We start from the raw sequence: 25,932 nt of genomic DNA on the forward strand, positions 1-25,932 counted from the left end.
ATGGACTGGCTCAAGGCGCGCATCAGGCAGGTCGGGCTCTGGCTCATCGCAGGCGGTCCCCGCGTGGGTATTGCAGGTTATGTGGGCGTCTTGCTGGTGGCCCTGCTGGTGCAGTCATGGGCGGGTTTTCAATACGCAGAATGGAAGCTCTACGACCAGAGCCTGAAGCTGCTCAGGCACATCACGCACCAGCCGGTCGCCAACGATGTGGTCATCATCGCCGCCGATGAAACGAGCTTTCGCGCATTCGACGAGCCCTTTGCCCTGTGGCACAAACGCCTGGGCGCGCTGGTTGACGCGATGGTGGTAGCGCAACCTTCAGTGATGGGCATGGACATCGTGCTGCCGTCCAAGTCATTCAATGCCGTGGTGCCCGACATAGACCGCAGCCTGATGCTGCCGCTGCTGCAGGCGCGCGGCAAACTCAAGCTGGTGGTGGCGCAGACGCTGGACGACGACCTGCAGCCGCGCGCCATCTTCCCGGGTTTTGTGGCGCTCATCGGTGCGCAGAATCTGGCTTCTGCGGTGGTGTGTTTTGACGAGGATTCGGTGGTGCGCCGCGTGATGTCGGCGCAATGCGGCGGCAGCGGCAACCACCAGGGCCTGGCCGAGAAAATGGCGGCCGAACTTGGTGCACCGCTGCGCGGCCAGGGCCTGATCGACTACCGCACCGGCGACGCCTTCACCACCGTATCGATGGCGCAGGTGCTGCAGTGGCAGGCCGAGGGCAATGTGCAAAAGCTGCGCTCCACTTTTGGCGGCAAGCCCGTATTGGTAGGTGTGGTGCTGCCGCTTGAAGACCGCCTGCGCGTGCCGGTCGCACTGTATGCGGCAGAACCCGGCAACACGCGCGTGCCCGGTGTGATGCTGCATGCGCAAATATTGCGGTCGGCGCTCAACAATGGCTACATAGAGGTGGTGCCGCGCTGGGTGGTGTCGGCGCTGACGGCACTGGTCTGCCTGTGCTGGTTCGGGTACGGCTTCAAAAAGAACCTGGCCTACTGGACATTGTTTGCCATGCTGCCCGCCATTGGCCTTTATGCACTGTGGCTGGGTTATGCGCTCTCGCCGGCTGCCCTGCTGCTGTCGGCCAAGCTGGCCTACATGGCGAGGCAGGGGCTGGAGGCCATGCGGCTTGCGCACCAGCGTGCGCGCATCACCCATGCCTTTGCGGGCCACGTGAATCCGCGACTCCTTAAACGCGTGCTGGCTTCAGACCTCAGCGGCGGCGTGGGCGAACTGGCACCACGGCGCCAGCAGGCAGCAGTGATGTGGGTACAGATTCCCGAACAGCATGCGGTCTTTGCCAATGCACATGCAGACACTGCCCTGCGCGCACTCTCGCATTACTTCGATGCGGTACAGCGTGCCGTGCAGCGCGCCGGCGGCATGGTGGACCGCTTTCAGGGCACGGGCGTGCTGGCCTACTTTGGCGCGCCACTGCCGCTGCGTAACCCCCAGCGTGCTGCGCTGGAAGCCGCGCTCGCCATCACGCGTTCGCGGGCGTCCTGGGGTGCCGCCGTCGCAGATGCGCAGGGCGTACTTCCGCAGCTTTCCATAGGCATTGCCGCCGGCCCGGTGGTGACAGGCCAGGTGCCGATGAAAAAGTCAAGCCCCTTTGTTCTGGTAGGTGAGGCTGTTGACCAGGCCCTGCAACTCGCCACAAACGCCGCCAGCGCCGCAAGCAGCGCCGGGTTCAGGGTGCTGGTGTCGGCGCAGGTGGCCGAGAGCGTCGGCCATACGGGCCTTGAACGCCTGCCCGAGGATGCGGGCCACGGCCTGCCTGCCTACACATTGATCGCGAGGTAAACGCCATGAAACGCACCGGTATATTCAAGCCTTACGTCGTCAGCTTGCTTCTGGCGCTGGCCTGCCTGTCACAGGGCATCGCTCATGCGCAGGGGCTGGCCATGGTGCTGGACCGCACGGGCGATGTGGAAGTCACCGCCGCCGGCAAAACTGCCCGCCTCAACCTGCTCGACTACCTGCCTGCCGATACAGAACTGCGTTTGCCTGCAGGGGCAGCTGTCACGCTGGTCTACCTGCCAAGCTCACAGGAATGGCAATTCACCGGCCCCGGCCGCTACCGCCTCCAGGCTGACAAACCATCCGCATTGCAGGGCGCTGCCCCCAGGGCGCGAGCCGTGCCTGCACCCGCATCACAGGCCATGGCCAAACTTGAGCCGGCCCAACGCGAACGCATGGCCTTGGGCGCCGTTGTCATGCGCGGCAACGCTGCGCTGCGCATCGTCAGCCCCAACAACGTCGATGTGCTCAATGCACAGCCCACGCTGCTGTGGCAGGCGGCCGGTGGCAGCAGCGTGCGGGTCACCGTCACGCCTGCCCAATCACAGGCCATATCGGCACAGACAGTGACGTCGGCGCTTCAATGGACAGTGCCTGGAGAGCTCCCGGCCGGCGACTATGAATGGCGTGCGGAAGTGCTTTCCGACCCCAACGGCACATCACGCATGGGGCGCTTCAAAATCATCGACAACACCGACGAGCGGCGCAAAAAAATCGGGCCCGTGCCGGCCAGTTTTCCGCAACGCGTTGCGCACGCGGTCACGCTTGAGAGCGAATCACTGCCGCACGATGCGCTGCTGCTGTGGCGGGCCCTGTCCGCCGAGCGGCCTGAAGAAGAAACCATCAGACAGTGGGCCAGATGAACGCTGACGCAACCAGCCTCACAAGATTGCACGCCGCGGCGCGGCTGCGCGGCGCCGCGCTGGTGCAACTCTGGCTGCACCGCAAACACTGGCAATTGCCGCTGCCACGCGCATTGATGCGGCGTGAACGCGACACACTGCTGTCAGAACTCATGCCCGCGGCCATCGTGATCTCCCTGATGGTGGGCGTCCTTCTTTTCGTCACGTTGCCTTCGGCACTCGGCGGCTCTGCCGCGAGTGCTTTTGCGACCCTGTGGCCGGTGTGGGTGATTTACGGCGCGCCCATGGCTGCGGCGCAAGCACTGGCCATGCAGAGGGCACCCACGCTGGCGCTGGAACTGTCACAGCGCCATGCCCGGGGCGAGTTCGCTGCGCTGGCACACCTGCAGGCTTCACCGGCGGCTTATCCCGGGGTACCGTTGCTGGCTGCGCATGCGCTTGTCGTCGCTGCTGCCAGCTTTCTCATCATTGCGTTGACGCTGGTTTCGGGGTTCCTGGCCTCATTTGTATTGGCCATAGGCGACCTGAGGCAGGCGGCAGATGCGGTGTTCAGCCTGGTCTCACCGTGGAGCTGGTTGCGCAGCCTGCTCACCGCATTTCTTCTGGGCCTTTCCTGCAGCCTGGCCACCATGCTTTACGCCTGGCCGGGCACACAGAACACCGCAGCAGGCGTGGATGCGCATCGGCTCGGCCTGCGCGCCATGATGATCAGTTCAGTCGCGGTGCTTGCGATGCTGCTCGCGCTGGACTGGGTCATCAACCTGCTGGGTTTCGTCAAATGGTGGTGACCGCCATCAGGAAGATTCCCGGGATGTGGCGGCATGCACTCTGCGCGGCTGTCTGCACGACGGCCACGTACGCTGCGGCGGCACAGACGGCTGTGCCGGCAGGCGCCGGAACTGGGGCTGCCGAAGTATTCGTGCAGACCGGCAACTCCCTGATGGCGACCATGGTGCGCTTTTCACCGGATGGTCAACGCGTCGCCACATGCGATGGTGCGGGCCTCGTCGTGGCCTGGGATGCGCTGGCCGGCCGGCAGTTGCGTGAAGTGCACAGACACACAGGCCTGTGCATGGGTCTTGCCTTTACGCCTGACGGAAACATGCTCATATCGTCTGGCGGCGCGCGCTCGGGCAACGATGTAGTGATGTCGCGCGTGGTCACAGGTGAGGCGGTGCAGAACTGGCAGGGCCACAAGGGCCAGGTCCTGGCCGTCGTGGCCACACCCGACTCCCGTGGCGCATGGTCACTGGGCGAACAGGACGGCCTGCGCCGCTGGTCTGCAGACCAGGCCGGGGCCGTGCAGACAATAGTGCCCTTGCTGGCCGGAGAAAACCCTGCCGGCGCGCCCAACTACACCACCATGGTGTTGTCGGCCGACCAGCAAAAGGCGTTCGTTGCGCGCCGCGATGGCAGCGTGGTGATGACAAGCCTGGCCGGCGGCGGGCCTGCCGTACTGCTTGCGAAACTTTCCGAGTCCATCTCTTCGCTGGCGCTGTCGCCGGACGGCACCGTGCTTGCCGTCGCACACGGGACCATCATGGGCTCCACCGACCGCGATGTTGTGCTGCTGGACACCGGCACAGGCCGCGAGATCAGGCGGCTCAAAGGCCATTCCGGAAATGTATTTGCGCTGGCATTTTCACCCGACGGGAAACTGCTGGCTTCGGCTGCGCAAATCGACACCACCATCATGCTGGCTGGCAACCTGCGGGCCGTCAGCGAGCATGAAGCCCTGCGCCTCTGGCGCGTTGCCGATGGCTCGTTGCTGGCCAATGTGCGCAACCAGCGCAACGCACGCGGCGGCACGCCTTTCCTGCGCGGCAGCCTTGATTTTCCGGCGGTCTCTGCGCCGAACACCCAGAACGCCAACCCCCGCGTTGCCCTGGCACTGTGGGACGAAGCAGTGCGCGTCTACGAGTTTGACAATTCACAAACACTGCGTCTGGTGCACACACTTGAGGGCCGGGGATTGTCGCCGCGCCAGATCCGCGCCAGCGACAGGCTGAACCGGCTGGTTGCCACTGACGGCAGGCCCAGAATCGCCGCCCAGGACAACTACCTGCAGGCAGCAAAGTTGCGCGATGAATTCGGCAAACCCGGCGACTGGACGCCTGAACGCGTGCAACGAATCGACACGCTGTACGGCCCGCGGGGCATGCTCAGCCCCGTCAACCATGCGGCCATGTGGGACCTCAAAACCGGGCGGCTGGAGCGCATCATCGACTGGCAGCGCGGCGTGCCCGGGGATCTGTCGCTTGATGCACAGGGTCGTTTTGTTTCGGTGGCCCCGCTGTTCCCCACGACGATATTGCTGCCGCCGCTGCGCACCCACCTGCTGCGCCAGGCCACTGCAGACGAGAAAGGTGAATTGCAGTTCGACCATTTTGGTTACGAGCCCTGGGACGGAAAGCCCGGCGACATATTTTTGCCGGCCGGGGGTTCAGTCGCCCCGAAACCTGCCGAGGCAGCAGATGCAGCAGCCCTTGGGCCGGGGTCTTACCGGACCGACATCATGATTCAGTCGCCAGGCCAGCGCTTCACCGCCATAGCCGGCATTCCCATGGGCGGGCAAACACCGACAGCCACCGCGACACCCCTGACGCCGCGCGTTTTTGTACAGGAGCGCCTGACCTCCGGTGAACGCATGCACCGGCACGACATTGCCATGCCCGGCATTGTTCGCGCCATGGCCATCTCGGCAGACGAGCGCACCTTGTGGGTCACGGGCACCGCCACGGGCCTTCCCTACGACATGGCGCACCAGGCATGGCTGCTGGCCGTCAACCTGGCGGACGGCAGGGTTCTGCGCAAGTGGGACATGGCGGTGAACATCACGGTCGACCTGATCGTGGCACACCCCTCGGGCCAGATGGCCATCACCAATGGCGGCACCAATCTGTCGGTCTGGGACATCCGCCAGGACGCTCGCAAGTATTTCGTCAAGGCCTCGGCCAGCCTGCGACCGGTCAAGGCCCTTGCGCTGACGGCAGACGGAAAAATGATCGCGGCATCAGACACCGCAGGCTGGACCCTGCTCTGGGACTGGCCAGCGAGCAGTGAACCTGTTCCACGCTGGAGCAGGCAACTGCCCTCACCCAGCCCGCACCTGCTGACCTTCATGGCGGGCGACAAGCGCCTGGCGGCCGGTTCATCTGATGGCGCCATCCGCCTGCTGTCGGGCACAGATGGCGGCGAGATCGCCCGCATGATCCGCTTTGACAATGATGAGTGGATCACCATCACGCCCGAGGGCTACTTCGTCGCATCACAGGAGGGCGACCGCTGGGTGAATGTGCGCATGGACGGCAAGGTCTACGGCATTGACCAATTTTATGACGTGTTTTACCGGCCCGACATCGTCGAACGCAGACTGGCAGGCCAGCCCATCGCGCCGCTCATCACGGTGACGCTGCAGGACGCGCTGAAGCAACCGCCACCCCAGGTCGCATTGCGCAAGCCCGAAGGTGCGCTCACGGCCGGGCAGAAGATCAGGCTGGATTTTCGCGCAGACACACAGGGCGGCGGCGTCGGTGAGGTCCGGGTGCTTCACAACGGCAAGCTGCTGGAAGTCTTCAACCGTGCCGTTGTGCGCCCGGGGCTGGCAAGCCGCCCCGCAGATGGCGTTGCGCCCGGCCCGGCCGTGACCGCGCAGGCCCAGAGCCCCGCACGCGCAGAGCAGGCGGTCACCCGCGCATTGCGCCTGGCCGTACAGGCTCAGCAGGATCCCGCCAGCACCCCGAAAGTCCTGCAGCAGCTGGACGGCCAGGTCGATGTGGAACTGGTTGCCGGGGAGAACGTCTTTTCTGTCGTCGGTTTCAACGGCGCCGGCAACCTCAATGCCCGGCCTGTGACGCATACCGTGCAGGCGGCGGGCACCGCAGCAGCGCCGCGCATCTTCGTACTGGCCGTCGGCATCGATATTTTCAAAAATGCCAATGCGGCGCCCACACTGGCCAACGGTGTGAAGGACTCAACGGATGTTGCCAGCGCGTTTCGCGAGCGGCTGGGCGCGACCTATCGTGACTCCCCCGTGATCGTGCGCATGGTGCAGAACCAGCAGGCCACCCGCGCGGGCCTGGATGCGGCGCTGGCAGACCTGCAGCGCGAGGTCCGTTCAAACGATATTCTGGTCTGGTATGTGGCCAGCCACGGCACGCTGGACAACAACGCCGCCTACGGCATCGTGCTGCAGGACTGGGACGGCAAGGAACGCGAAGAAAGCCTTTTTTCGACCAGCGACATTCTTGAAGCCACCCGCCGCATCAAGGCCTTCAACCAGCTCGTCATCCTTGACACCTGCCATGCCGGCGGCGCCAGTTCACTGGTGCGCGGCCTGTACGACGCGCGCCTGGCCGTGCTGGCCCGCAACATGGGCCTGCATATTTTTGCCTCTGCCAGCGCTACGGAAGAAGCCCTTGACGGCTATGAAGGCAACGGCCTGTTCACCCACACGCTGCTCAAGGGCCTGCGCACCGGCGTTGCCGACAAAAATGCAGACCGCATCGTGACGGTCAAGGAACTGGGCGAATACGCCCGCCGTGAAACCATGCTGCTGTCGCAAAAAATCAGGCTCAATCAGGAGCCACTGCTGATGAATTTTGGAAAGGATGTCAACGTCTATGCACTACCTTGAATCTTCGGCCTGGCGCTGCCTGCTGGCTGCGCTTGTCATCGCGATGGCGGTGCCCGTACTGACACAGGCCCAGGCGCCTGCGACCGAGTACGGACTGGTCCGATGGCCGGGCGGCGACATGTACAGCGAGGCCAGCTTTTCATCCAGATCGCTGGGCCCGGTATCACGCGGCGAAAAAGTCGAGTTCCTCGCGCGGGATGGCATCTGGTGGAAGGTGCGCTACCAGGGCAAGGAAGGCTGGATGAACCGTATCGTGATTGAAAAAATAGACAATCCGGCCGCGCCATCAGCAGCAACGGCAGCAGCTACAACGGCGCCCGCAGCAGCGCCAGCCCCGGTGGCAGCCACCGCCCCTGCCGCGCCAGCCCAGTCCGCCCCCAGCCTTTTCAGCGCACTGCAGGCACTTGTGGCACCCGCACCCGAGGCCCCGCCCCTCACCAACACCGGGCATGCCGTGGTGTTCGGTATCTCGCAATACGCACCCAATACCGGCATAAGCGCCCTCAAGGGCGTGCCGCGCGACATGGACAGTGCCGTAGCCATGGCGCAGCTGATGGGCATATCGCAGGACAGGGTCAGCATCTACCGCGACAGGCAGGTCACCAAGGCCGCCATGAGCGCCACGCTGGCGCAGCTCGCCAAAGACATCAAACCCGATGAACCTGTTCTCGTCTACTACAGCGGCCACGGCGGCCGCACGGCCGACCCGTCCAAACCAGGCAGTTGCCTCGAAGGTCTGATCACCTACGACCAGGCCCTGTTCAGCAGCAATGAAATGGCCGAGCTGCTGCGCCCCCTGGCGCGTATCACCGACAACCTGTTTGTGTTTTTCGACGCCTGCCACTCCGGCGGCCTGACCGCCACGCGCGCTGTCGGCGGCCAGCAGCGGTTCACACCGAAGTTTGTGGCGCGCGCCGACGCCTCCAACTGTGCCGAAGTGGCCAACATGCTGCGCACGCCGCCCGGCGGCTCACGCGCTGTCGGCAACAAATACATCTACGCTGCAGCTGCGCGCTTCAATGAGGTGTCACTTGACGACGAGCAGAACGGCGGGCTGGCCACGTCAAGCTTTTTGCGCTGCATGGCCACCGGCAGGGGCCGTTCACAGACAGTGGACGAACTGCGGGCCTGCGCCCAGGAGGGCATCAACATGGCGCTGGCAGGCAACGCACAATTCAAGCCGCACAACATGACCATCACCGGCGACCTGAGTTACCGCCCTGTTCGCGCCGACCTGAGCGCCGCCTTCAAGGAGCAACTGCTGAGCAGCGCTGCCCAGGGGACGCTGGCCAACCGCCCTGCTGGTGCCAAGTCGGCCTACCTCAGCAGCGCGTTGACGACGCAGGGCTGGCCGCAGGTGTACAACCCGCAGCAGGCCTTTGACGCGATTGCAGAGCGCAGCGACAAGGCCCTGCCGCTGCTGGTGGAGGCACCCTCCACCCTGAAGATAGACAGGGAAAACCTGCAGATCAAGGTGCAGGCCCCGGCAGATGGCTACATCTACGTTTTTCAGGCCACCGGTGACGGCAAGAATGCGGTCATGCTGTTCCCCAACACCAGCGACCGGGACAACCGCGTCAGCACCGGGCAATCGCTGAACCTGCCCCGCCCCAGCTGGCCGCTGGTGGCTGGCGGCCCCGAAGGCGACAACCGCCTGATGGTGATTTTTTCAAGAAACCAGCGGGACATAGGCCAGCTGGTCGGGCAGGAGGCCGGGCCCTTCCTGGATCTGGCCGTCTCGCCCATAGGCATGCAGGCACTGGCGCTGGCCGTCAGCCGCTCTGCCCATGCGGAAGAAGCCGATTGTTTAAGTACCGGGAATCGCCCTGCGTATTGCACGGCAGGCTTCTCGGCCACCGTCAAAACCATACGGGAAACACGCTAGCACCGGCAATCAGGCGCAACACATCAAAAGGCCAAAATGTTAAGTTTTAACTTAACATTTTGGCCTTTTTGGGTTGCAGGAGGCCTGGAAACGCGCCAGGCAGGCCCCAAAAGCCTGAAAACTGCCCATTTCAGGCACCTAAAACGGCTGCAGCCCTTTAAATACGCACGTTAACAGCTACGAAAAGAATAGCAAATATGCTGCCCGCGCGGCTAAGGCTTCTCCGGCAACTTGCGAAATTCGTCCCAGACGGCCTTGCCTTCTTCCCTGAGCATTTGCTGCGGCGCCAGCACGCGCTGCGGGTAAGGCCTGGTCATGTCATCGTAGACGTTGAAGTTGCTGTCGGGAAACCCGGCATCGCGCCAGCCGGCGGCGTAGAAGATCTTGTCGATGCGCGCAAAGTAGGCTGCCGCATAGCACATGGGGCAGCATTCGCAGCTGGTGTAGAGGATGGCGCCCGGCAACTCGATCGAGCCCGTCGCGCGGCAAGCTTCGCGGATGGCATTGACCTCGGCGTGCGCTGTCGGGTCACGGTCTTTCCACACGGTGTTGCCGGACGTCGCGATCACCTTGCCATCCCTGACGATGATCGCGCCAAAAGGAAAAGCGCTCCGGTCGATCACACCGACCTGCCGCATGACGCGTATGGCTTCGCGCATGTAGACCCTGTCCTGGTCGGTGATGGCCGAAGTCACACCCCGCGCACCGCCCAGGCGGACCGGTGGATCTGCCGGAGCCTCCGCCGCTGGTGTGCCACCCGAGCCCATGCCACCGGCAGTCGCTGCGGCAGCAGCCAGGAAGTTGCGGCGTTTGACCATGGAAAACGCGAGGTAGTCACCGTCCCCGTCGGGACTGGAACCGGTATGTACAAGAGGAGTGTTGCCATTCATGAGAACCGCCTTTCAGACACAGGGCGCCCGGCACGCGGAACGCGCATGCCCTGTCCCACACAGTCTAGCCCGACCCGGTTTCACACTCCCTATTTTCTGGCGGCGGGGACCCGGCTCATCTGCAGCCAGGTGCTGTCGACCACTTTGTCGAAATCAAAACGCGCATCGTCCGGCAATGCACCCGCCGTCACCAATGAGCCGAATACCCGGCTCATGCCTGCTTTCGAGACAGACAGGTCATCTGCAAGGATCTTCAGCCTGGCGGTCTCATCCAGCGCCCGGCGGGTGAGTGCGGGCGATGACTGCAACTGTTTCGACGCGACGGCAACCGCCAGGTCGGGGCTGGCTGCAATCTCGTCCTGTCCGCGCCTGAGCGCCCGAAGAAAACCTGCCATCAGCGTCGGGTTGCTCTTCGCCCAGTTGCTGTCCGCGTTGACGCTGGTGAACTGCCAGTCGGGAATCCAGCCGGCCACAGCGCCCAGGTTGGTAAAACCTGCGTCCACTGCTTCATAGCTGAGCGGGAAGGGTTGAAGGCCGACGTCTATCTTTCCTTCCTTCAGCAGGCGCCAGCGCGTCGGGGCGCCGCCGACAGCGACGATCTCATAGTCGGTGGCCTTCAGGCCGGCCACCGATGCGATCTCGCGGATCACGTGGGTTGTGCCTTCCTGCAGCGACAGTACGCCAATCCTTGTGCCCTTGAGCTGGGCCAGTGTCTTGATCCCGGGTTTGGTGATGATGAAGTGCGGCAGTTTGCCGGCGTTACCGCCGACCACACGCAGCGACCCGCCCTGGTAAGCATCAGTAATCACGCTTTCAGGCGGCCCCATCGCCACCTGCACCTTGCCCGACTTCAGGTCTTCATTGATTTTTTCAGCGTTGTCGTAAAGAACGATCTCGGCGTCTATGCCTTCTTCCTTCAGGAAACCACGCTCCGCCGCTATCCACAGCGGCGTGAAGAACACAGTGCGCGACACGATTGCCACCTTGAGCGGCTCCGCCACTGCGGCCGACGACATGCCAGCGGCAGAAATGAAGAGACCAGCCAGCAGTGATGCGGTTTTTTTCATGAGGTGCTTTCTGTCGGCGCGTTATAAAAATGATTGCGAAAGCGCCACCGCTTCGTGCAGGACGTCAGCCGAACTTCAGATTCACGTTCTTGGTATAGGTGAACTCGATCAGTTCTGCAAAACACTCTTCGCGGCCGATGCCCGACTGCTTCACGCCGCCGAAGGGCGCACCCATGAAATGCTGGCTGGCATTGTTGATCCACACATAACCGGTGTGTATGCGTTTGGCGGCGCGGTGGGCAGTGTTGAGGTTCTGCGTCCAGATCGAGCCGGTCAGGCCGAAGTCGACGCCGTTGACGTCTTTCCAGAGTGTGTCTTCGTCGCTCCATTTGAAGACAGACATCACCGGGCCGAAGACCTCCTCCTGCGCCAGGCGCATGTTCGGCTTCATGTCTGCAAACACGGTCGCTTCATAAAAGAAGCCGTCCTTGAGCGCTGCATCGTCCGGCTGCCTGCCGCCGCACACCAGCCGGCCGCCATCTTCGATGCCTTTGGCAACGTAGCCCTGAACCTTCTCAAGCTGCGCACGGCTGACCAGCGAGCCCATCGTTGTTTTAGGGTCGGTCGGGATGCCAGGCTTGTGCCGCTCGGGCAGGAGCTTGATGACTTTCTCAAGCACCTGGTCGTGAATCGATTCGTGCAGGAACACGCGGCTGGTCGAACCGCAGCTCTGGCCCGACCAGGTGAAGTTCATGCCGGCAATGATGCCGTTCACCAGTTTGTCGAGGTCAGCGTCTGGGTAAGCGACCAGCGCATTCTTGCCGCCCAGCTCAAGCAGCACCGGTTTGAGGTTGTCTGACGCCGTCTTCATCACGGCCTTGCCGGTCGGCACGCCGCCAATCAACGTGATCTTGCGCACCAGCGGGTGCCGGCCCAGCGCCTCACCGCATTCACGGCCACCACACAAAAAGTTGGCGACACCAGGCGGAAAGATATCGCCCACCAGTTCGGCCAGCCGCAAGGTAGACAGGGGTGCCTGGTCAGGCGCCTTGATGACCACGGTGTTGCCAGCTGCCAGCGGTGCGGCCAGCCGCGCAGCCGCGAACATGAACGGGTGGTTGTAGGCCACGATGCGGGCCACGACACCGAGCGGCTCCTGCACGGTGTAGTTAAAGTTGCCATCGCCCATGGGAATGGTCTCGCCCTTGATCTCCGTGGCCAGACCCGCAAAATATTCAAGGCAATCGGCTGCAAAACCAGCGTCATGCGCGAGCGCCGACACCGGGTTGCCATTGTTCAGGGAATCGAGTTGTGCCAGTGGCATCGCGTGTTCACGCAGCACGGCAGCGGCCTTGCGCAGGTAGCGCCCGCGCTCGACCGGCGGCGTGGCAGCCCATGAAGGGAAAGCGGCGTGCGCAGCCTGCACGGCGGCATCCACATCCTCAGCATTGGCTACCGGCGCGCTGGTAATGGCTTCGTTGTAGGTCGGGTTGATGGTTTCGGCCTGCACACCGGATTTGGGTGCATGCCAGGCGCCGCCGTAGTACAGGCCGCGTTGTGTCGGCAATATGCCGGGAGGAATATCTTTTGCGCGCATGTTTACTCCGAGCGTGTGAGACCTGCGGTCATCGCCGCGCTGTAGCCGGTGCTGACGATCACGTCGAGCACAATGGCTTTGCCGCCCTGCACAACCTTGATGGCTTCTGCGAGGGCCTTCTCAAGCTCTGCGCCAGTCTCTATGGGGCCTATGCCTTCCATGCCCTGGCCCCTGGCCATCATGGCAAGGTCGGGCGCGGGGTTGCTGATGCGCTGGCCAATCCATTTGTTTTCTACCGGCCGGCCGCGCTGGCGCGCGACACGTTCCTGGTGCACTTCGTCATTGAAGAAGGAGCGGTTGTTGACGACGATGATGAGCAACGGAATCTGCGCATTGGATGCCGTCCACAGGGCGTTGACGCCCATCATGTAGTCACCATCACCCATGACCGCAACTGGCAGTCGGTCTGTGCCCTTGAGTGCAAGTGCCGCGCCTATGGAAACCCCGGGGCCGGCCCCCACGCCGCCGCCACCTTCGTAGCCCAGGTAGTCCAGTGGGTGCTCGATATCCCACATCTCGCCACTCCAGCTGAGCGGTGCGCGAATCAGGCTGACCGTCAAACCCTTCACGGCAGCTTTCAGTGCCTTTGACAGCATGGGTACCGTCAGCGGTGCGCCCTGGATCAGGTCTGGCACGGCAGGTACCGGTAGCCGCGAATGCGCTACCTGCTTGCGGGGCTTGACACGATCGGCCAGCAGCTTCACCGCCGGCTCGGGTTCACACATCATGTAGATATCCATGGGCGGCAGGCCCTGGTGATCCATGCTCCAGCCGTTGTGGACGTACTGGTCGACCGACACATTGATGACCTTGCTGCCAATGGTCTCGTTGCCCCAGGCCTGTTTCAGCGTGCCGGCCAGGTCGGTGAAGTCCAGACTGAGCACCACGTCCGCATCCTTGAGCACCGCCATCGCGCCTGGCGACAGAAATGTACCCGCAGGTGCGGCATACAAGGGGTGCGTGGTCGGGAAGGCAGCGCCCACCTTAAGGTCGGTCAGCACCTCGGCATTGAGCTTTTCAGCCAGCCTGATGCGGTCTGCCCAGCCCTCTTCGCTGCGCGACACGCGGCCCATCAATATCACCGGGCGGCGTGCGTTTGACAATAATTCCGCAGCCTCATCAATCGACTCATCTGAAGGCCGGGCAGGCGGCGCAGGTTTGTAGCGTGCGTAATCCGGGAGTTTGGGCCGTGCATCGAGCTTTGACTCCTGCAGCGCGGCATCAAAACAGACATAGACCGGCCCTTGCGGCGCGGTGGTGGCGATCTGCACAGCGCGTAGCAAGGCTTCCTGTGCGGCAGGTATCGAGGCGGGCTGTGCATCCCATTTGATGAAGTGGCGAATCAGCGCCGCCTGGTCCTGCGCCGTATGAATCCAGTCAATCCATGGCCGGCGTTTGGCGGCGTCGACAGGACCCGTAGCACCGAGCACGATCACCGGCATGCGATCGGTCCACGCATCAAAGATGCCCATGGAGCCATGCATCAAACCCACATTGCTATGCAGGATGGCGCACAGCGGCTTGCCGGTGACCTTGGCATACCCCTGGGCAATGGCGACGGCATGCTCTTCATGCAGCACGACGATCATCTGCGGCTTTTCATTGCCCAGGTGATTCACCAGGCTGTCATGCAGGCCGCGAAAGCTCGCGCCCGGGTTGAGCAGCACATAAGGAATGTCCATGGCCCGCATCATGTCGGCAATGGCATCACTGCCCCAGACGGTTTCGTCAGGCACGGATGGTTGTGGAATATCGCGGCGCACCACCGGCGTGGAATGTAGAGGCGGTTTGGAAAGGTCGGTCATGAAAGTCCAGGGATTAAAGGTCTGCGAGATCTAGGGAACGAAAGAACGAGGAATCAGAGAAATGGAAACTTGTGGCGATGAACCACCAGCCGCGGGACTGGCTCTGCCAGACCGCAGGCGACGGCCCCCTCGGGGGGGCAGAGAGCTACGCGAAGCGAGCGAACGTGGGGCAACGGCCGCAGCGCCGGGCCGCCCCAAGCAAGGCCAGCCCCCTCGGGGGGCAGAGAACTACGCGAAGCGAGCGAACGTGGGGGCACCATTTATTCAGGAACGATGTTGGCGGCCTTGATCACAGCAGCCCAGCGCTTCTGGTCAGCGGTGATCAATTTGTCGAAATCCGCGGCCGTGCTGCTTTCCGCAAAGATGCCCTGCTCGGCCAGCTTATTCTGGACATCCGGTGTGGCCAGCGCGCGACGCAGCTCTGCGTTGAGCTTGTTGATGATGGCGGGCGGCGTCTTGCGGGACGCAATCATGCCTATCCAGATGTCGCTTTCGTATTTGGGCACCGTCTCTGCAATCGTCGGCACGCCCGGCAGCAAGGTCACCCGCTTGGTGCCTGTAGTACCCAGGGCGCGTATCTTGCCGCTGCGGATGTGCGGGAGTGCGGTGTTGAGCGGGCAGAACATGATGTCGACCACACCACCCAGCACATCAATCATGGCCGGCGCAGAGCCCTTGTAGGGGATTTGCGTGATGCGCGTTCCGGTCATGGCCTTGAACACCTCCGCCGCCATGTGCTGCGGGCTGCCCGAGCCTGCGGACGCATAGGTGAGGCGATCAGGCCTGGCCTTGAGCTGCGTGATCAGCTGGTCCACATTTTTGGCCGTCACATTGGACGACACCACCAGGACCATGGGCACCCGGCCCAGCAGGCTGATGCCCTGGAGATCCCTGCTCACATTAAATGGCAGTTTGGGATACAGCACCGGGTTGACCGACACCGTCTGGTTGGGGGCGATGGCAATCGTGTAACCGTCACCCTCGGTTTTGGCCATGTATTCGGTCGAGATGTTGCCTGCGGCACCCGGCTTGTTTTCAACGATCACCGGCTGACCGAAAGACTCGGACATCTTCTGGCCCAGCACACGGGCCAGTACATCGTTCGAGCCGCCCGGCGGCAAGGGCACGATGATGCGTATGGACTTGTTCGGGTAGTCGGCCTGCGCATGCGCAAACGGACTTGCGAGCAGGGCACCGGCAGCGAGCGCAGAGCCTGCGACCAGGGATTGGCGGCGATTGATGGTCATGTCTTGTCTCCTTGATTTATGGGCACACGCAGGCATCGTAGTGAATCCCGCGTATTGATTCAATCTTGAACTTTGAATCAATGTGAGGATGGCCCCCACGCTGGTTTTTGGGGTCAGAGCCCAAATTCGCCAAGCCTGCGGCTTGCCCGAAGGGCGCGGTGCATCGCACCGCAGCGAAATTGGCGTCTGACCCCAATAACCAGCTGCCCCCCGAGGGGGCTAATTTCCCTTGGGGCGGCCCGGCGGGAAATTTGATGGCCCCCACGTTCGCTCGCTGCGCGTAGCTCTCCGCCCCCCGAGGGGGCCGCCCGCCTGTGGCCCGGCGAAGCCGGTTCCACGGCTTGAACTTGAACTTGCAAGAAGATTCCGCCCTCTGTTAGAGCCGGCCCTCGCATCAGCAAGGATTTACGCCAGCTTGCCTGGCTTGGGCTCCACGAACTTCGCTCTGGGACGCAGCAAGGTGCCGGCTGCGCGCTGCTCCTGCACATGGGCAACCCAGCCGGCCAGTCGCCCCAGCGCAAACAGTGCAGCCGGGGCCTGGGTTGGCAAACCCATGGCACGCGCGAGAACGACGAGTGCAAACTCCTGGCGCGGAAACAGACCGCTCGCGGCCCGCATCTCGTCGATGAATTGAAATATCGCGCGCGTCTGGCGCGTCTGCTGCGTGCGCTTGCGGGCAATGTCGAGCAACTGGGCCGCGCGGGGATCCCCCCTGGGATAGAGCGGGTGGCCAAAACCCGGTACGCTCAGGCCTCTGGCGTGAAGTTGCCCTGCCCTTTTCACCAGCACCGCCTTGCTGCCCGGCTGTCCCAGAAAATCCTCTATGCGGTCGTACATGCGGCCCACATCAACGCCAGACGTCGCACAAAGCGCCGCTGAAAGGCAACTGTGCAGGGTGCCCCCTGCCGAAGCGACCACACGTGCGCTCAGGGTACCCGGCGGCAGTTCGTGGTCGGCCATCAGGATCAGGATGGCGCGCAGGGCTTCACTGTTTTCTGCGCTGGCAGGAATCGCGAGCGCATGCATCAGGCCTTCGACAATCGACTGGCCTTTTTGCATGGGCCGGTATTTTTGGGTCAGCCCGATAAAGCCGCAACAGGCCACCACAGTCTGCATGATCTCGCGTGCTGCGGGCAGGGTTTGACCTTGCGACAGCCGGTCAGGCACCGAACCGCGACGCATGCCCAGCAGCAACACCACCAGCGAGAAGGATTCGAGCACGTTGTCGCCAGCGCGCAGGGATGCAAGGGTTTGCGCAAGACTGACCAGTTCTGCCGAAGGCTTGCGCACGGGCCAGGCATCTGTCCGGGTGTTGAGGTCGCCCGTCCACAACAACTCTGCAACCGCTTCAAACGACGTACCGGACCGTACCAGGTCCGCAGCCAGCCAGCCACGGTAACGCGGCCCGTCAGGCGTGATCTCCGTGATGGAGGTGGGGAAGATGGGTTCGCCCCAGTTCATGGCCGATGCGGCAACAGCGCCATGACCTGATCGGGCCAGCGAGCGCATTTCAACGCGCGCGATGTCCTCGCGCAGGTAGAGTTTTTCCTTCTGGCCCTTCTGGGCAATGCTGTGTATCCAGCCGCGGCTGACATAGGCATACAGCGTCTGCGCGCGCACGTTGAGCATCTTCATGGCCTCTGCGGCCGATGCGTAGTCGCGGCGAAGAAGCTTTTCCGTATCGTCCATGCAATGACTCCCGTCCGCCGGACTTTAGCGCATCACGATGATGAAGATACCCAGCAGCGCCAGACCGCTTCCGGCCAGGACGGTGGGTGTGATGTCGTCCTCATTTTTGAACAACAGGTAACTCAGGGGAAACACAAGTATGGGCGTACACAGCGTAAGCAGCGTCGCAATCGACAGCGGTATGTAGCGCATGGCGGCAATGCCGAGTATCTGGCCAGAGATCGTGCAGACGCCCAGCGCAGCGTAAAGCCACACCCCGCTGCGGCTTGCGGTTTTGAAGCGCTGCAGCAACTGCATCTTGGCGGGGGTGAAGGCCAGGTGCAGCAACAGGCCGCAGCTTGCACCGAGAAAGCCGCCCAGCACGGGCTCGTTCCATTCGCGCACACCCCAGCCTCTGAGAAAATTGCCCACCGCATAAGCCAGTGCACTGCCCAGGCCCAGCACCAGAATGGACTTCGGCAGCAGGCCTGCGTGTACCTGCTCAACAGCAACAGCAGCAGGAATCTTTTTTATGAAAGATCCTGGCGTATAACTCACCAGCATCAGCCCAAGCACCGTGATCACAATGCCCAACACCACCAGCAGACTCAAGCGCTCGCCCATCAGCAGCCAGGCCATCAATGCGGTAAACAGCGGGCTGCTGATCTGGAAGACACTGGCCTTTGCAGGGCCGAAGCGGATCACCGCTTCATAAAAAAACCAGCGGCCAAAATAGGTCGCAAAAACACCTGCAGCCAGAAACATCCAGAAGGCGTGTGCATTCCAGCCCGCACCTGTCTGGCGCAGTGACAACTGCACAAGAAACGCAAGGCCGGAGAACACGACGTTGACGGTGGTCGCGACCAGAAAGCCAAGGCCCAGATCTATGCGCCTGGATGCAATCTTGGTGACGAGAATGCCGGAGGTAAAAAACAGCAGCGCGCCCAGCGCCAGCGCATAACCCAGCAGCGCATCAGACATCCCGGTCCGCCTTGTCGGTGCCCGGAAGCGGGGTCAGATCTTGAAGGCTTCCAGCGCCTCGGGGGCAAACAGCTCTTCAGGCTCCAGCAGTCGCTTTGAGAGCCCCTGTTCGAAGTGGTAACGCAGGAAAGTGCGCAGGGTTTCCTCATTTTTCTCGAAACCATAGGGCCAGAAGTCTTCGCCCATCTCACGCTTGACCTGTTCGACGTGCGATGTCAGCCAGGGCAACATGGCCTTGAGCGCAGCCGTCTCGTACAGGTCTTCATAGGTGCGCTTTTGCGACTCTTCAAGCGCCTTCATCATGGAGCGCGCCACCCAGCGGTTGGCTTCGTACACATCGCGGCGAATGGCCACCGTGTGCATGATGGGGAATATCTTCGTCTCCCTGAAGTAATTGCGCTCAACCTACTCGTAATCCTCAAACAGCCGTTTGACCTTGCCCCCGCCTTTGAGGAAGCTCGACGGCATCCGCGCCGTATACAGCGCATCAATCTCGCCATCGAGCAGCATCTGGGCCAGCGTCTGCTGGGGGCCAATGCTCTGCACCTTGATATTGGGCGGCAGGTCGAGCTTGATCTTTTCAGAGCGCCCTGGTTCTTCTTCGCCACCGGTGAAATAGGTCACGCTGTCTACCGGCACGCCGTAGTGATCGGACAGGATGCCGCGAATCCACACTGGTGCGGTCATCTGGTATTCGGGGTTTCCAACTTTTTTGCCAATCAGGTCTTTTGCTTCGCGAATACCCGAGTTCGCATTGACATAGATACACGAGTGTCGAAAGAAACGGGAAGGAAAGACAGGAATCGCCACAAACGGCCGCGGGTCCCTCGACATCGACACGCTGTAGGATGACAGCGACATCTCGGCCACGTCAAACTCCTTGTGCCTGAGCATGCGGAAGAAGGTTTCCTCCACCGGCATGTTGAGATAGTTGAGGTCAATGCCATCGGGCTGCACGCTCCCGTCCATGAGGGCACGGGTGCGGTCGTAGTTCCAGCAACCGAAGGTAAGTTTGAGTTTTGACATTTAGGCGCGAGAAAAGAGAAAAAGGTAGTGAAAAATAATCAGTGAACTGTACGGCTTGCCCGCCGCTCATTCAGGCTTGATGCCCGAGGCAACGATGGCTTTGGCCAGGCGTTCGTTTTCGCCAACGATGGCCCTGCCGTAATCAGCGGGTCCGCTGCCGATGGGCTCAATGCCGGCGTTGCTCAGTGTCTGGATGACTTCGGGCATTTTTGCGATCTGCGCCATTTCACTGCTGATGCGCTCTATCGCACTGGCGGGGGTACCTGTCGCAGCGAGCACGCCGACGATGGGCGCAAAGTCAAAACCAGGAATGGTTTCTGCGATGGCCGGCACATTCGGCTCCTGGCTGGAGCGCTGGGCGGCGTTGTTGGCCAGCAGTTTGACCTGGCCGCCCTTCACAAAACCGACAAGCGAAGGCAATGCCGAGAACAGCACTTCAACCTGCCCGCCAATCAGCGCAGGCACGGACTGCCCCGTTCCCTTGAAAGGTACGTGCGTGATCTGCAGGCCCAACGAGGCTTTCAGCGCCTCCATGGTGAGGTGGTGCGTGCTGCCGATACCGGATGAACCGTAGTTCAAGGTTCCGGGTTTGGCCTTGGCCAGCGCGATGAATTCCTGAAAAGTGTTCGCGGGCACCTTGGGGTGAACGGCAAGGTAAAGCGGCGCCCGGGCTGCCAGCGATACCGGCACGAAGTCGCGCTTGTAGTCGTAACCCAGATTTTTGTAGATGGCCGGGTTGATGGAGAACATTGATCCATCGGTGACCAGGAAGGTATAGCCATCTCTGGGTGAGGTGGCAAGCACCTGCGCCGCCACAACGCCGTTGGCGCCCGGGCGGTTGTCAACCACCACCGACTGCCCCAGCCTGTCACCCAGCCGCTGCGCAAAAATGCGCGCCACCGTGTCGGGCAGCCCGCCCGCAGCGTAGGGCACCACAAACTTGATGGGACGGTTGGGGTAGGCACCCTGCGCGCTGGCAGCAAGAGGCAGCAACGAAACTGCCGCGAGCACGATGCCCGCCAGCGTGAAAAGGCGGCGTGATGTTTTCATGTATTTGTCTCCGGTTGTTTTATCGTGATGTCCAGCGTAAAAAGCAAGGCAGCAAGGCAGTCAGTAACTGCTCTGGCGAATCAGGTTGAATACGAAGGCTCCAGTGCCGGCTCCTTCTTGTCCCACACATAACTTCCGGAGAAGGCCCGCCAATCGCTGGTTTTGGGAATGATGGCCTGGTAGGCCACCACACTTGAAGGAATACGCAGATCGCCGGTGCCGATAGCCGGAGCGCCGGACTGGAAGGCGCGCACGGCTTCAAGCATCTGCTTGCGGAATTCCACTACCGCCATATCGCTGGCGCCCAGGCGCTCGTGTGTGCGGTCGGCAATGGGACCCATGGTGACCCACATGGCGACGTCCTGATTGGGGAAACCCGTTATGCCCGTGAAGTTGCCAGCCTTCATCGCTTCGCGGTCCTGCCAGAAATTGTTGGCGCGATTGCGCAACGGCATATATTTATCATCAAGGTCGTGCCCGACTTGCTGACCGAGAAACTTGCGCCATGTATTGGTGTCAGGGGTGGTGTCTGGATGGCCCCAGGCAATGAAATAAAACGCCGTGTTCGTATCGTCCATCGGCACATTGATATTGGCAACGTTGTACAGGTTGTTGGGCGGGATCAGCACCGCCGAAGGTGCAACAAACACGGTGGACCGGATGTAGTCACTGACTGCCGCATTCTTGATGGGCCGGCGGATAGCCGCATAACGGAAACCGTAGCCACCTCGCTCGACCTGCATGCGCGGCGCCTTGTCGGTCGACGGGCGCAGCCAGTTGGTGTCGGTGGCTTCTGCGCCTTCAACGCGCGCAGGCACCATGTCTGACGAGTGCAGGCTGGAGCTGTGCGCCGAATCAATGGCGCCTTCAAGAATCTGCGCCCAGTTGCAGGGAATCAGGACCTTGGCAATCGTCACCCGGGCATCTGCGGTGGGTGCCCAGGCAGGCGGAACAAACTCGGGCATGGTTTCTTTCGGACCCATATAGGCCCATACAAAACCGGCCCACTCCTGCACCGGGTAGGCCAGATGCTTGACCTTCTGCGCAAAGCCGCTGGCCGCCGGCTCGGACACCATCTCAACCACATTGCCCTCAACGTCCATCTTCCAGCCGTGATACAGGCAGCGCAGGCCGCAGTCTTCATTACGACCAAAGACCAGCGAGACGCGGCGGTGCGGGCAGTATTCATCCATCACGCCGACGCGGCCATTGGTGTCGCGAAAAACCACCAGGTCTTCGCCGAAAACACGGGCCTTGACAGGCGTACCGTCGGGCTCGCTGACTTCTTCAATCAGGCAGACGGGTGTCCAGTGCCGGCGCATGAGCTGGCCCATGGGGGCCTTGCCTTCCACGCGGCACAGGAGTTGATTTTCTTCGTGGGTCAACATGTGTCATATCCTTCAGGCGGATGAAATGAAATCTTCCCGAAACAACTTGCAAATGCAGTTCAACGGGATTATTCTTAGGAGACTAAGATTATCCCCGTGCATGGGGTTTGTCAAGAATATTCACGGAGACAGCGATGATCGTTAACCCTGAACCCGGAGATGATTCCGGTGCCCCCACGCCGTTAGAGCCTGATTTCTTCAAGCTCAAGGTAGCACAGAAAAAGAAATTGGCAGAGGGTGTTTACCTGTTCGAACTCAGGCATCCACAGGGGGTCACTTTGCCCGCTTTTACAGCCGGGTCACATCTCACGGTGCAAGTGCCCGTGGGGGTCAGGCGCAATTACTCCCTTTGCAGCAACCCCGCCGACCGGGACTTCTACCAGATCGCCGTCAAACGCGACGCTGCGGGTCGTGGCGGCTCCATCAGCATGGCTGACGACGTCAATGAAGGCGACCTGCTGTCTGTCAGCGCACCCCGCAACAATTTCGAACTTCATCCGCGAGCCAGCAAATTCCTGTTCGTGGCCGGCGGCATTGGCATCACCCCGGTGCTGTCGATGATACGTCACCTGAAAACACAGGGCAATGACCAGTTCAGGCTGATTTACTGCACGCGCGACCCTGAAAGCACTGCTTTTCTTGAGGACCTGAAAAGCCCCGAATTTGAGGGCAAGGTGCAGGTTCATCATGACCATGGCGACATCAACAATGCCCTGGATTTCTGGCCGGTGTTTGAAACCCCGACGAACGCGCATGTGTATTGCTGCGGTCCGCGCGGGCTGATGGATGCCGTGGCTGACATGTCCGGGCACTGGCCATCGGGCGCTGTGCATTTTGAAAGTTTTGGTGTGGATGCCAGCGCCTATGCGGCGAACGCGCCTTTCAGCGTGCGACTGCAAAAAAGCGCTACCACCGTGCAGGTTCCCGCTGACAAATCCATTCTTGAAGCGCTTCGTTGCGCCGGTATTCATGTCACGAGCTCCTGCGAAAGTGGTACCTGCGGCTCGTGCAAGACCACTTTGCTATCGGGTGAGGCTGAACACCGCGACATGGTGCTCAGCGATGAGGAAAAAGAAAACCACATCATGGTCTGCGTGTCGCGTGCAAAATCAGCTGAACTGGTCCTGGACCTATGAGCACAAAAGCCGGAAAAATCAAGATAGGCGTCGCGGGACTGGGCCGCGCCTTCACCCTGATGCTGCCCACCTTTGTCGGCGACAGGCGCGTCAGCCTCACAGGCGCGACCGACCCGATTGCGGCTGCCCGCACCCAATTTGAAAAGGATTTCGCTGCACCCACGTTTGACTCACTGGAAGCCATGTGCGCCAGCCCGGATATTGACGTGGTCTACATCGCTTCACCGCACCAGTTTCATGCCGACCATGCGTGTATCGCGGCCTCACACGGCAAGCACATACTGGTCGAAAAACCAATGGCGCTGTCCATCGACGAATGCACACGCATGATTGAAGCCGCCCGCAAGGCAGGCGTGCACCTGATCGTCGGCCACAGCCACAGCTTCAACACCCCCATCAAACGCACGCGGGAGCTGATTGACAGCGGCGCATACGGCAAGGTGAGGATGATCACCGCGATGAATTTCACCGACTTCCTGTTCCGTCCACGCAGGCCTGAGGAGCTGGATACACAGGCGGGCGGGGGCGTCATTCACAGCCAGGCCACCCACCAGATAGACATTGTTCGCCTGCTGGCTGGTGGCATGACCACATCTGTGCAGGCCCACACCGGCGCCTGGGATGCAACACGACCCACCGAAGGGGCCTATAGCGCCCTGCTGGGTTTTGAAAACGGTGCGTTTGCGACTGCGGTCTACAGCGGCTATGGTCACTATGATTCCGACGAATTGATGGGCAACATCGGGGAAATGGGCCAGGCCAAATCAGCCCGGGACTATGGCGCCGCGCGCAAGCGCCTGCAAACCGCGCAGACTGCCGGCGACGAAGCCCGCCTGAAAGCAGCCCGCAACTATGGCGGCAGCCTGTACGCAGGCCAGTCCGCCCAGCCTGATACCCCCCTGGCCCACCAGCACTTCGGCCACCTTGTCGTGAGCTGCGAAAAAGCTGACCTTCGCCCCACCCCCTCAGGCATCGACATATTTGCCGACGACCAGCGCAGCTTTGAAGCACTGCCGCAGCCGGCCGTTCCCCGCAGCGAGGTCATGGATGAGCTCTACGCCGCAGTTATTGAAGGCAAACCACCCCTGCACAGCGGGGAATGGGCCAGGGCTACGACCGAGGTGTGCCTGGCCATCCTGGCATCTGCGCGAGGCGAGGCCTTGATCCGTCTGCATCATCAGGTAGCATTACCTGGTCATGAAAACAGAAACACATAACATCCTGAGACACTGGAGGGAGGCGGTTCCAAACGATCGCCTGGCCCACCTCATACGAGATACCGAACGGGCCTTCAGGCGCGCCCTGCAGATCAGGCTGGCCGAGTACGGCGTTCCCTTTGGGCACTGGAGTTTTCTGCGCATCCTCTGGGAATCAGACGGGCTGACGCAAAAAGAGCTCAGTGTACGTGCGGGAGTGATGGAACCCACAACCTTTGCGGCCATGAAAGCCATGGAAGCGCAGGGTTACATCGTGCGCAAGCAGTTGCCCACCAACAAGAAAAACATCTACGTGCACCTGACCGAGACCGGGCGGGGCCTGAAAAAACGCCTGGTGCCGATGGCTGAAGACACCAACCATATCAGTACACGGGACGTCAGCGCAGAAGACCTGGCCACGACGCGCCGGGTACTGCTCACCATGATAGACAACTTGGCTAAGGACGAGCTGGAACGCGCCGAACTCGAGCAGGCCGTCAAGGACAGAAAAAAAGCCAGCGGCAGGGCTGGCTGATTTTTTTCAAGCGGCGCGGGTTCAGTCCAGAAGGCGGCGCTGCTCCATCCAGTCGATATAGCTGGTAGCCGCCAGTGCCAGCAGATCTGGCTGCCCAACAAAATAGTGTGTCGCGCCCTTGATGCACTGCATGGTCTTGTCTGCGCTGCCCGCTGCATCGTATATGCGTTGCGTATGTGGTTGCGGCACGGCATCGTCGGCGCTGTGCTCTATGGCCAGCATGGGAACCGAAATGCCGGCGGCGCTTTTTTCACCGTGCGCGTTGGTCTCGGGAGACCACTGGGACATCCATGAGCGCAGCGTTGAAAACCGTGCAGATCCGACGGGCCCGTTGTTAACGGTTTCCGGATTGCCCATGAAGCAGGTCCCGATCGGCCTGTCGTTGGGATCAATCGACGCATCCAGGAATCGCGGCTCGGCCATGGTCCGGTGCGTGACGAAACCACGCTCCATTTCAAGCCCCCCCTTTCTGCGAAGGTCTTCCAGCACCTGCTTGACCCAGTCTGTGCGCCTGCGGATGCGGGCCTGCTGGCCAGCACGGAATTTTTTCAGGAATTCAGCGGTATAGGGCGGCTTGATATCCGGGTTGTAGAGGTTGAGTTCGGGATCCACACGGTCCGGGTCGTTCTCATCAATCACGGACGGGTCAATCCAGTCGGCCAGCACGACGGCCCGCGATATGTGCGCCGCCTGAAAGATGAAACCATCAGCCGGAATCAGGTCGGCCGCAATGATGTTGCAGGGGTCGCCGGCCGGCGTGTGTGTGACACTGGGATTTTCTGCTTGGGATTGGTAGAACAGCGACAGGGATCCGCCGCCGGACCAGCCGGCCATCACGATCTTTTCGTAGCCCCATACCTCCTTGGCGTGGCGTACGTAGGCGCCAAGGTCGACCACCACGTTTTCCATGATGAGGGCGCTGTCATTTCGGGCATAGCGGCTGGCGGCGCACAGCACATGCACGCCACGCTCGGCCATGGCACGTGGCATGGGCAGCAACTGCAGCGTAGACGCCGGGTGCATGTAGATCACCAGCGTTCTGGACGGCCTGCCCTTGGGAAGGTAACGAATACCTTCAAGGTTGATCACGCCCTGATTGCCGGCAAAACCATAGACCTCCTTGAAGGTCGTTTTTTCGGCAAACTTGACGTGTACCCACTCGGCCTGGACTTCAAACTTCTGCACTGACATCAATGATTTTCCTTGAATTGGGGAA

General features: G+C 61.7%; 20 protein-coding genes. 8 read left to right on the forward strand and 12 right to left on the reverse strand.

Annotated features, from left to right (window positions below):
- From HYX42_RS22645 to HYX42_RS22665, 5 genes are read left to right on the forward strand one after another with little or no spacing between them, the layout of a single operon-like run.
- A complete protein-coding gene (locus HYX42_RS22645) occupies nt 1-1,809 on the forward strand; it encodes an adenylate/guanylate cyclase domain-containing protein (RefSeq protein ID WP_293407508.1) in 1,809 nt (602 codons plus the stop codon).
- Nucleotides 1,810-1,814: 5 nt separating this feature from the next.
- On the forward strand, nt 1,815-2,669 hold the full coding sequence (locus tag HYX42_RS22650; RefSeq protein ID WP_293407509.1) for a hypothetical protein: 855 nt from the start codon (nt 1,815-1,817) through the stop codon (nt 2,667-2,669).
- Nucleotides 2,666-3,457, forward strand: a complete 792-nt coding sequence (locus tag HYX42_RS22655) for an ABC transporter permease (protein WP_293407510.1) — start codon at nt 2,666-2,668, stop codon at nt 3,455-3,457. The genes HYX42_RS22650 and HYX42_RS22655 overlap by 4 nt, the downstream gene beginning before the upstream one ends.
- A 23-nt stretch (nt 3,458-3,480) precedes the next feature.
- The gene (locus HYX42_RS22660) at nt 3,481-7,305 is read left to right on the forward strand and encodes a caspase family protein (protein WP_293407512.1); all 3,825 of its coding nucleotides are present in this window, start codon (nt 3,481-3,483) and stop codon (nt 7,303-7,305) included.
- Nucleotides 7,292-9,190, forward strand: coding sequence for a caspase family protein (locus HYX42_RS22665; protein WP_293407513.1), 1,899 nt, complete (start codon nt 7,292-7,294; stop codon nt 9,188-9,190). Before HYX42_RS22660 ends, HYX42_RS22665 begins: the two co-directional genes overlap by 14 nt.
- Before the next feature lie 212 nt (nt 9,191-9,402).
- On the opposite strand, the gene HYX42_RS22670 is transcribed toward HYX42_RS22665, so the two are convergent.
- From HYX42_RS22670 to HYX42_RS22720, 11 genes are all read right to left on the reverse strand, one after another.
- Nucleotides 9,403-10,080: a nucleoside deaminase gene (locus HYX42_RS22670; RefSeq protein WP_293407514.1), complete on the reverse strand. Its 678-nt coding sequence runs from the start codon at nt 10,078-10,080 to the stop codon at nt 9,403-9,405.
- Between the two features lie 89 nt (nt 10,081-10,169).
- On the reverse strand, nt 10,170-11,147 hold the full coding sequence (locus HYX42_RS22675; protein ID WP_293407515.1) for an ABC transporter substrate-binding protein: 978 nt from the start codon (nt 11,145-11,147) through the stop codon (nt 10,170-10,172).
- Between the two features lie 64 nt (nt 11,148-11,211).
- Nucleotides 11,212-12,684: an aldehyde dehydrogenase family protein gene (locus HYX42_RS22680; protein ID WP_293407516.1), complete on the reverse strand. Its 1,473-nt coding sequence runs from the start codon at nt 12,682-12,684 to the stop codon at nt 11,212-11,214.
- Between the two features lie 2 nt (nt 12,685-12,686).
- Complete coding sequence (locus HYX42_RS22685; protein ID WP_293407519.1) at nt 12,687-14,489, reverse strand: thiamine pyrophosphate-binding protein; 1,803 nt, start codon at nt 14,487-14,489, stop codon at nt 12,687-12,689.
- 260 nt (nt 14,490-14,749) lie between these two features.
- A complete protein-coding gene (locus HYX42_RS22690) occupies nt 14,750-15,736 on the reverse strand; it encodes a tripartite tricarboxylate transporter substrate binding protein (RefSeq protein ID WP_293407520.1) in 987 nt (328 codons plus the stop codon).
- Nucleotides 15,737-16,141: 405 nt separating this feature from the next.
- Complete coding sequence (locus tag HYX42_RS22695) at nt 16,142-17,425, reverse strand: citrate synthase (RefSeq protein WP_293407522.1); 1,284 nt, start codon at nt 17,423-17,425, stop codon at nt 16,142-16,144.
- 24 nt (nt 17,426-17,449) lie between these two features.
- Nucleotides 17,450-18,385, reverse strand: coding sequence for a DMT family transporter (locus tag HYX42_RS22700; protein WP_293407524.1), 936 nt, complete (start codon nt 18,383-18,385; stop codon nt 17,450-17,452).
- 33 nt (nt 18,386-18,418) lie between these two features.
- Nucleotides 18,419-18,748: a hypothetical protein gene (locus tag HYX42_RS22705; protein ID WP_293407526.1), complete on the reverse strand. Its 330-nt coding sequence runs from the start codon at nt 18,746-18,748 to the stop codon at nt 18,419-18,421.
- 42 nt (nt 18,749-18,790) lie between these two features.
- Nucleotides 18,791-19,411 carry a hypothetical protein gene (locus HYX42_RS22710; RefSeq protein WP_293407527.1) on the reverse strand — a complete coding sequence of 207 codons (621 nt, stop codon included), beginning with the start codon at nt 19,409-19,411 and terminating at the stop codon, nt 18,791-18,793.
- 66 nt (nt 19,412-19,477) lie between these two features.
- Nucleotides 19,478-20,461 carry a tripartite tricarboxylate transporter substrate binding protein gene (locus tag HYX42_RS22715; RefSeq protein WP_293407529.1) on the reverse strand — a complete coding sequence of 328 codons (984 nt, stop codon included), beginning with the start codon at nt 20,459-20,461 and terminating at the stop codon, nt 19,478-19,480.
- A gap of 80 nt (nt 20,462-20,541) precedes the next feature.
- Nucleotides 20,542-21,849 carry a Rieske 2Fe-2S domain-containing protein gene (locus tag HYX42_RS22720; protein WP_293407531.1) on the reverse strand — a complete coding sequence of 436 codons (1,308 nt, stop codon included), beginning with the start codon at nt 21,847-21,849 and terminating at the stop codon, nt 20,542-20,544.
- A 134-nt stretch (nt 21,850-21,983) separates the two neighbouring features.
- Between HYX42_RS22720 and HYX42_RS22725 the strand changes: the two genes are divergently transcribed.
- From HYX42_RS22725 to HYX42_RS22735, 3 genes are read left to right on the forward strand one after another with little or no spacing between them, the layout of a single operon-like run.
- Complete coding sequence (locus HYX42_RS22725) at nt 21,984-22,985, forward strand: PDR/VanB family oxidoreductase (RefSeq protein WP_293407533.1); 1,002 nt, start codon at nt 21,984-21,986, stop codon at nt 22,983-22,985.
- Complete coding sequence (locus HYX42_RS22730) at nt 22,982-24,202, forward strand: Gfo/Idh/MocA family oxidoreductase (protein WP_293407534.1); 1,221 nt, start codon at nt 22,982-22,984, stop codon at nt 24,200-24,202. Before HYX42_RS22725 ends, HYX42_RS22730 begins: the two co-directional genes overlap by 4 nt.
- A complete protein-coding gene (locus HYX42_RS22735; protein ID WP_293407536.1) occupies nt 24,183-24,716 on the forward strand; it encodes a MarR family transcriptional regulator in 534 nt (177 codons plus the stop codon). Before HYX42_RS22730 ends, HYX42_RS22735 begins: the two co-directional genes overlap by 20 nt.
- 21 nt (nt 24,717-24,737) lie before the next feature.
- On the opposite strand, the gene HYX42_RS22740 is transcribed toward HYX42_RS22735, so the two are convergent.
- Nucleotides 24,738-25,907, reverse strand: a complete 1,170-nt coding sequence (locus tag HYX42_RS22740) for an alpha/beta hydrolase (RefSeq protein ID WP_293407538.1) — start codon at nt 25,905-25,907, stop codon at nt 24,738-24,740.
- Between the last annotated feature and the right edge of the window lie 25 nt (nt 25,908-25,932).

Origin of the sequence: Polaromonas sp. (assembly GCF_016185115.1) — a bacterium.
GTDB lineage: Bacteria > Pseudomonadota > Gammaproteobacteria > Burkholderiales > Burkholderiaceae_C > Polaromonas.